The sequence below is a fragment of the Bradyrhizobium algeriense genome (assembly GCF_003062295.1).
Taxonomy (GTDB): domain Bacteria; phylum Pseudomonadota; class Alphaproteobacteria; order Rhizobiales; family Xanthobacteraceae; genus Bradyrhizobium; species Bradyrhizobium algeriense.
This window is the reverse complement of record NZ_PYCN01000077.1, coordinates 1-8,219: the sequence shown is the minus strand read 5'-3', so window position 1 is coordinate 8,219 and position 8,219 is coordinate 1. Positions and strand designations below refer to the sequence as shown.

Sequence of the window (8,219 nt, the reverse complement as noted above, 5' to 3'; positions counted from 1 at the left end):
GGCGGGTTCTTTAGAAGAATTACAGTCCTACCTGATACTGCTGCGGCCCATCACAACCTCGTTCCACTTGTGCAGTCCTCCAAATCCGAGGACATCGGAGTACCGGTCGAACCGTCCAATCGATTGTAACGAAACTTGAACAGATAGCAGTGAAAGCTGTGAACCAACTGCCGAAGAGCGTGGTGCGGGAAATCCGCACGCCACGTTCTGTGAGAACCGGGGGCGGGCGACCGCCTCCGGTGACCCGGTGGGCGGAGCTGCGAGGCTCCTCCCTCTCGATCAATCACTTTCGGGGATCCCGTCAGCGAAGGGGGGAGGGAGCCCGTAGGGAGTCCGTCCGCCAATGCGCCCCTTACTGATCCCAATGACTTCGGAGTCATCTGCGACGCGCTGTTAGGTGAGCACCCCCGTTCAGGTCCCCCTTGCGGCCCCTCGCGGGAGAGGGGGTAGGGACAGGGATAAGCCGCAACGGAGGTGCGCCTAGAAAGCGTCAGTTCGACTTCGGGGTCGCCGCTGGCGGCTGGGCGGCCGCCTGCGGGGCGCGGCCGACCATTACGGTGAGCAGGCCGTCGCCCCAGAGCTTCTTCGCGACCCGCCTGGTGTCATCAAGCGTCACCGCGTCGACGATGGCGTTGCGCTTCTCGATAAAGTCGATCGGCAGCTTGTCGAGCTGATACTGCAACAACGCCTGCGCCAGCTTGGAGGAGGTGTCGAGCGCCAGCATCTGCGAGCCCTTGAGGTAGGACTTCGCCTCGTCGAGCTCCTGCTGCGTCGGGCCCTCCTCGGCGATGCGGCGGATTTCCTTCTCGACCGCATCGACGGTCTCGCCGGCGCGATCGGCGCGGGTGCCGGTGTTGCCGATGAACAGCGCGGAGTGATCCATCCAGAGCAGCGCTTCATGGATCGAATAGGCCAGCCCGCGCTTCTCGCGCACTTCCTTGAAGAGCCGCGACGACAGGCCGCCGCCGCCGAGAATGTGGTTCACCACACCGGCCGCCATGAACTCCGGGTCGTGCCTGTTGATGCCGGGTCCGCCGAAGGTGACGACGGTCTGCGGCACGTCGAGCGGGATGAAGGCGCGCTGCGGCGGCTTGGCCGCCACGACGTCGGGGATCGGCGTCAGTTCAGCCTTGGCCGGCAGCGCGCCGAAGGTCTTGTCGAGCAGCTTGCCGAGCGTATCGGGATCGACGTCGCCGACCACGACGATGCGCAGCGTATCCTTGGCGAGGATCCGGCGCGCATAGTCCTTCAGGTCGGCGATCTCGATCTTCGGTACGCTGTCCAGCGTGCCGGTGGCCGGCCTGCCATAGGGATGATCGCCGAACGCGACTTCGAGGAACTTGCGGTCGGCCAGCGAGGACGGATTGGTCGATTCACGGCGCAGGGTGGAGATCACCTGGGCGCGGATGCGTTCGACATCGGCCGGCTCGAACCGCGCGGAGGTCAGCGCCATCCGCAACAGGTCGTACGCTTCGTCCTTGTTGTCCTTGAGCATGCGAAGCGAGCCGCGGAAGTGATCGCGCGTCGCGGAGAAGCTCAACTTGATGGCCCGGCGGTCGAGCCGCTCATGGTAGGTCTTGGAATCGAGATCGCCTGAGCCTTCGTCAAGCAGGTCGGCGACCAGATTGCCGACGCCGGGCTTGCCGGCCGGATCCTGGCTCGCGCCGCCGCTGAAGGCATATTCCATCGCGATCAGGGGCACGGTCGCGTCCTGCACGAACCACGCTTCGATGCCGCCAGGCGACACCAGTCGCTGGATCTTGGCTGCAGCCTGCGAGGGCGCGGATGACAGCGTCAGCATCGCGGCGCAGGCGCCGCCGATCAGTGCCGCGCGGCGGGTGAGGGAATAGGTCACGAGCGCTTCTCCTTATGTTTCGGCGCAGTATCCTTGATCAGATAGCCGGTCACCGATCGCTTCTTGTCGAGCCATTTGGCCGCGGCGTCGCGCACCTGCTCGGCGGTGACGGCGCGGATGCGGTCCGGCCAGCTCCTGATATCGTCGATGCTGAGACCGGTGGTCAGGGCACCGCCATACCAGCGCGCCAGCGTCGCCTGATTGTCCTGGGCGTAGATCGCTTCGGCAATGAGCTGGGTCTTGACCCGCTCGAGGTCCTCGGCGCGTGCGGTATTCTGCGCGAGGTCGGCGATCACCTTGTCGATCGCCTCCTCGATCGGCGCAAATTCGACGCCGGGCTTCGGCGTCACCAAGATCGAGAATTGCGACGGGTCGAGCGCCGTGCCATCGTAGCCAGCGTCGGCGCTGATCGCGAGACCCCTGTCGATCACCAGCGCGCGGTAGAGATAGGAGTTGGCGCCGCCGCCCATCAATTGCGCGAGCACATCGAGCGTGGGGCTTTCGCCCGTTGCCGCCGTCGCGGCCGCCGGCACCAGATAATAGCGGCGCAGACCGGGCTGCTCGACGCGCGGATCCGACAGCGTCACGGTGCGCGGCGCCGCCGGCATCGGCTCCTGCGGCCGGATGCGCTTCTCGGGGATCGCGTGCTGCGCCGGGATCGGACCGAAGTTCTTCTCCACCAGCGGGCGGATGTCCTTGACGTCGACGTCGCCGGCGATGACCAGGATTGCGTTGTTCGGGGCGTAGAAGCGCTTGTAGAACGCGAGCGCATCCTCGCGGTCGAGCTTTTCGATCTCCTGGTGCCAGCCGATCACCGGGCGGCCGTAGGGATGGTTGAGGTAGAGCGCGGCCATGATCTGCTCGGTCAGCCGCTCGTCCGGCTCGTTGGCGACGCGCATGTTGTATTCTTCCAGCACGACGTCACGCTCGGGCAGCACGTTCTCGTCCTTGAGGATGAGGCCGGTCATGCGGTCGGCCTCGAACTCCATCATGGCAGGAAGCTGCTCGCGCGGCACGCGCTGGATGTAGCCGGTGGTGTCGACCGAGGTGAAGGCGTTCTGGTTGCCGCCGACCCGCCGCACGGTCTGCGAGAACTCGCCGGCCGGGTGCTTGGCGGTGCCCTTGAACATCAGATGTTCGAGGAAATGCGCGAGCCCGGATTTGCCCGGCGTCTCGTCGGCGGAGCCGAGCTTGTACCAGATCATCTGCGTCACGACGGGCGTGCGGTGATCGGGGATCACCACAACCTGCAGGCCGTTGTCGAGCGTGAAGCTGGCGGGGCGTTCGGAGGTAACCGTGGTCTGGGCGCGGAGGCCGCTGCTTGACAGCGAGGTCGTGCAAACAAGTGCGGCAACGAAAAGGGCGGTCGCTCGGTGTGAGGGCATCATGATCCTTATGGAAGCCCGAACATGCGGTCGGGGCGCGAAAGCACGGGCACCCTACACGGCACTGTCCGTGCCGGTCATCACGAAACGGAGAGAGACGCGCCGCCCCGCATTAAGCTTTGCTCATGTGAGGCGCGGCCGCGAGGATGAGATTGTAAAACCATACGTATCGCTGATTGACGTTAGGTTCGATCGTCTCCGCGCGGTACGCCAGCGCCTCTCGTGGCAAACCTTTTACCTGCCGAAGTTTCCTCACGGTAAACGCGGTACCTTTCGGATAGTCACGCCCGAGAGGGCGTCTCCTTCAAGAACTCTACACACGTCGCATCTGGTTTCTCCATGAATGGCTGTTGGGGCGCCGACTTAAATCTCCGTTGACACCGAGCTCCAGTACGCCAGTTCCGGGCAGAATTCGGCACGGCATCGTGTCCGCAACAATCTGCCGGGTACACCGGACTTCTGCCCGCTCGTTTTCAAGACGCCAGTACTGGTGGGTCTGTTGCGCAGGATATCAAGGAACGCGCCCGCGCCGTAGTGAGCCAGATTCCAAAAGATCTGCTCGCGCGAACCGCTGCTGTTCTTCTCCTCAAAGACTCAAAGTCGAGCTACGTCAATAGAAGGCGAGAGACCACCGCAGGACCGTATCCAGCGATGGGGAATGGTCATCGGGAAGGCGGGACGGGGACCGCTCGATGAGGCAGAGGTTCTACGCGTGCAGCGCATCGCGATCGGCGATGAGCGCTTCGTGAAGCTCGGCTTCCGTACCGAAGCTGGTTTCGTCGGCGACCACGACCGCGAGACGCAAAGACCGATCCCGGATCATATCAGCGCGCGCCACGAAGATATCGCCTCCCTGGTCCGCGGACCAATCGCGTTCGATCATGCGGCGGAAAATGAGCTTGATCCAGTCGTCGCCGCCGCCGTGCTGGCCTTCGGTTTCGTCTTTATCTACCGCTTTGAGGACGGCAATGGCCGCATTCACCGATAGCTGATGCACCATGTTCTGGCACGACGAGGATTTCAATCCCGCTGGAATCGACATTCCGGTTTCGGCAGTCACTCTCGACAAGATCAGCGAATACAAGGAAGTGCTGGAAAGCTATTCGATTAGATTGCTTCCGTGTGTTGAATCGGGAGCCGACGCCACAAGGCAACATGAAGGTCGTGAACGATACCGGGCGACTTTTACCGCTTCTTCGACGCGACGCCACACGCCGAGTTTCTGTACGAATGCGTGCAGAGGACCGTCGAACAGGATCTTCCGAAGGAAACCCGATTTTTGCAGAGCTTCGATACCTTCCGCACGAGGGGTCGAGAATATCGTCGACATGCCGGAACGAACGCTAAACAATCTCTTCGGGTTTCTGCAACAGAATGCAGGCGGACTCTCAAGCGGGCCCGCGAGAATGAGTTTTCTGAACTGACTTCGGATGAAGTGACGAGAATTGCGGAGCTTTATCAAGCCGCCTTCTCTCCTTTGCGGGGCGGCAGGAAACGGACAGCACGGTTTTTAATCGCTCACTCAGACCGTTCGGCCATGGCCTTTTCGATTTGCTCGGCAAGCTGCCTGAAATGGGCGGCGAGGTGCTCGTACAGTTCGCGCTCCTTGTGCGCGCGGCACCCTTGCGCAGCGCCGTCTTCAGCTTCGAGAATGCCATTTCAACCGGATTGAGGTCCGGCGAGTAGGCCGGCTAATAGCGCACCTTGGCGCCGACCGCTTCGACCGCCTGGCGAACGCCGTCGATCTTGTGGGTGCGCAGGTTATCCATGAAGACAATATCGCCTTTTCGCAGCATCGGCGCGAGGATCTGCTCAACATAAGCGAGGAACGATGGCCCATCCATCGCGCCGTCAATGACATAAGGCGCCGTCAGGCCGTTGATGCGCAACGCGGCAACAAGCGTCAGCGTCTTCCAGTGGCCGTGCGGCACGCTCGCAACGAGACGCTCGCCACGCGGTGAGCGGCCGCGATGCCGGACCATCTTGGTCGTAACCGCCGTCTCGTCGATGAACACGAGGCGCGGCGCATCAAGCTTGGATTGCTCGACCTTCAGCTCGGCACGCGCTGCAGCGACATCGGGACGATCCTGTTCGGCGGCGTGCAGAGTTTTTTTTGAACGTGATATCGTGGCGTTCGTAGAAGCGCCAGACCGAGGTCGTGCCGGTTTTCAGCCGCTTCTCGGACTTGAGCCGCGCGCGAATCTCTTCGAGCGTCAAGTCCGGCTCCGCTGCGACCAGATCAAGCAGCCATTGGCGATGCGCCTCGAGCGGCGAGCGGCTGTGGCCCGTGCCGGGCAATGCCGCTACACTGCCCGTTGTCGCCCAGCGCTCGATCCAGCGGATTGCGGTCGAGGCACTGAGACCGAGCACCCGCGCCGCTTCCCGTCTGCTCTCGCCGTCTTCGACAAGCGCAACCGCCCGCGCCCTGAGGTCCTTCGAGTATCCCTTCGCCATCGCGCGACCTCGCCGTTGCTGTCAAAGCAACTCGAATCTGATTTGCGCGCCTCTGGGAACCCCCTTACTGTTCCGATTCACATCAACCGAAAACCGCTCTCTAGGATCCCCGCCCTTATAGAGCACAAAATAGGGTAGCCGGCGCTCGCCTTGCTTTCGTATCTGAATAAAAACGCGGCTTTCGCAGCGCAGGCACTTGGCCGTCAACCCGTCTTGGCTACCACGGGCGCCGTCCGTTAGCCGATCCCGAAGAGTACCCCACGTATCCTCGGACAAGGATGGAAGCTCGCGCGCCGACATTGAACCGATCGGCCGGTCAAACATGACCGCTTCGATGATGCGGCGCGGCGGGCGGTGCGGGGAGACTCACTTTTCAGCATTCCTAGTGGTTCATCATAGTGATTTTGACGTTTTGATACCGAGCCATTTGAGGATGGGCAAGTTTTCCGGTGGCAAGAGAATCTCGATGCTTCTGGGGACGCCGGGTTGACGTCGGATGAAGCCGTTCCGTTCGAGGGTGACGATCATCTGGTGGACAGTCGGCGGGCTGACGCGGAAATGGCGCTGGATGTCGGCTTCGGCGGGCGGCTGTCCGAAGATGTACGAATAGGTATGGATGAAAGCGAGGTAGTGCCCCTGCTTCTCGGTGAAACGCGCGCCTGATTTTTGACTCATCGTTGGATTCGTCTGGCCTCCGACAAGGAGGCAAAGCATGAATGTACGTTATCGGGTCGAATTGAGCCAAGCCGAGCGCGATGAACTGACGGCGATGCTCGGCGGCGGCAAACACGCCGCCCGCAAGCTCAAGCGGGCGCAGATTTTGCTGGCGGCCGATCGGGGCCGCCGCGACGAGGAGATTGCCCGGACCGTGAGTGTCAGCCTCTCCACCGTCGGCCGGACCAAGCGCCGCTTCGTGGAAGGCAATCTGGAGCGGGCCTTGAGCGAGGAGCCGCGTCCGGGCGCGGAACGCAAGCTGACGGGCAAGGAAGAGGCCCTGCTGGTCGCGACCGCATGCGCCAAGCCGCCCGCCGGCCGCAAACGCTGACGCTGCTGGCCGACACGATGGTCAAGCTCACCGATCACGATAGCCTGTCGGGCGAGACCGTGCGTCGCCGGCTGGCCGAGAACGACTTCAAGCCATGGCGCAGGGACATGTGGTGCATTCCCCATGTCGACGGCGAATACGTCGCCCGCATGGAGAACGTGCTCGACCTCTATTCCGAGGCGCCGGATCCCGAGCGGCCGCTGGTCTGCTTCGACGAGACTCCCATCCAGCTCATCGGCGAGGTGCGCCAGCCGGTCCCGGCCCAACCGGGACAGCGCGAGCGCTACGATTACGAGTATCGCCGTAACGGCACCGCCAATCTCTTCGTCACCTTCGATCCACATCGCGGCTGGCGCAACGTCAAGGTCACCGACCGCCGCGCCGCCGTGGACTACGCCCACTGCATGTGTGATCTCGTCGACGTCCATTATCCCGACGCCGCCTGCATCCGTGTCGTGCAGGACAATTTGTCGATCCATAAGCCTGGGGCGCTGTATGAGGCCTTCGCGCCCGCCGAGGCCCGGCGCATCCTGCGCCGCCTCGAATTCCACTTCACCCCGAAGCACGCCAGTTGGCTCAATATGGTCGAGTGCGAGATCAGCGTGCTACAGCGCCAGTGTCTCGGCCGCCGCATCGACGATCCCAAACGGCTCCGAAAAGAGATCGCAGCATGGCAACGGCAGCGAAACAAAGCACGAGACCGCATCAAATCGATGTTCACAACCGACAAAGCCCGCGCCAAACTCGGCCGCGCATATCCAACCATCGCCAAAGAGTCAAAATTACTGTGATAAACCACTAGTCCGATGAAGAGTTGATCGGCCCGGATCTCTGTTCCCAGGAGAGAAGGCCGTGTCCCCCCGAGTGACCGACGTAGGCTGCGCCAACGTACTGGATCGGAAATGGCGGTGACATAGGTCTCCTACCTTTCAATTCAAAAGGCAGATTGTCATTTGCCGCCTCCCGCTTCGCCTCCGCCAAATCGCTTGCGGCCATCTCTCGGACCAATGTGTACGGTTTCGCTTGGAATCTACGCGCCTGTCTCGCACTTTCTGCATGGCTTCAGGAGTTGTAGGCGCCGCGGCGCCGATGCCGACGTGATCGCCAACTATCCGACTGCGCTTGCGGCGAAGTTGCTGGGCGCTTCGACCATTGCTGCGCTCGGTCTTGGCGATCGCGTCGAGACCCGCCTGATCCAAGCCTCGCCCGGCCGGCGAGCAATATCACCGGTATTTGATGTTGCGACAACGCTCGCGTCCAAACGGCTTTCGCTCTCGTCGAAGCTGCGAAAGTAGCGCGAAAGAGGAAATTTGGATTATGGATGTATCCATCGTGTGCATTTGTTCTATCAGAACAATCGATTGGACGGTTCGACCGGTACTCCGATGTCCTCGGATTTGGAGGACTGCACAAGTGGAACGAGGTTGTGATGGGCCGCAGCAGTATCAGGTAGGACTGTAATTCTTCTAAAGAACCCGCC

General features: G+C 62.1%; 4 protein-coding genes and 2 pseudogenes. 2 read left to right on the top strand and 4 right to left on the bottom strand.

Annotated elements, in window-relative coordinates; all coding sequences use genetic code 11:
• Positions 1–490 precede the first annotated feature (490 nt).
• The gene (locus C7G61_RS41415; protein WP_057850276.1) at positions 491–1,855 is read right to left on the bottom strand and encodes a M16 family metallopeptidase; all 1,365 of its coding nucleotides are present in this window, start codon (positions 1,853–1,855) and stop codon (positions 491–493) included.
• Positions 1,852–3,240, bottom strand: coding sequence for a M16 family metallopeptidase (locus C7G61_RS41410; protein ID WP_108523273.1), 1,389 nt, complete (start codon positions 3,238–3,240; stop codon positions 1,852–1,854). The genes C7G61_RS41415 and C7G61_RS41410 overlap by 4 nt, the downstream gene beginning before the upstream one ends.
• Before the next feature lie 658 nt (positions 3,241–3,898).
• Between C7G61_RS41410 and C7G61_RS46695 the strand changes: the two genes are divergently transcribed.
• Positions 3,899–4,228, top strand: a complete 330-nt coding sequence (locus C7G61_RS46695; protein WP_244608744.1) for a Fic family protein — start codon at positions 3,899–3,901, stop codon at positions 4,226–4,228.
• 562 nt (positions 4,229–4,790) lie between these two features.
• Here the strand turns inward: C7G61_RS46695 and C7G61_RS47765 are convergent.
• Positions 4,791–5,694: pseudogene (locus tag C7G61_RS47765) on the bottom strand (IS630 family transposase); the annotation flags it as partial.
• 393 nt (positions 5,695–6,087) lie between these two features.
• Positions 6,088–6,369: a LexA family protein gene (locus C7G61_RS41385; RefSeq protein WP_108523269.1), complete on the bottom strand. Its 282-nt coding sequence runs from the start codon at positions 6,367–6,369 to the stop codon at positions 6,088–6,090.
• A 37-nt stretch (positions 6,370–6,406) separates the two neighbouring features.
• On the opposite strand from C7G61_RS41385, the pseudogene C7G61_RS41380 reads away from it, so the two are divergent.
• Positions 6,407–7,530: pseudogene (locus tag C7G61_RS41380) on the top strand (IS630 family transposase).
• Positions 7,531–8,219: the final 689 nt, after the last annotated feature.

Excerpts from the sequence above, each read along its gene's own strand:
- C7G61_RS41410 (WP_108523273.1), bottom strand. The coding sequence starts at position 3,240 with ATGCCCTCACACCGAGCGACCGCCCTTTTCGTTGCCGCACTTGTTTGC.
- C7G61_RS46695 (WP_244608744.1), top strand. The coding sequence starts at position 3,899 with ATGGTCATCGGGAAGGCGGGACGGGGACCGCTCGATGAGGCAGAGGTT.
- C7G61_RS41385 (WP_108523269.1), bottom strand. The coding sequence starts at position 6,369 with ATGAGTCAAAAATCAGGCGCGCGTTTCACCGAGAAGCAGGGGCACTAC.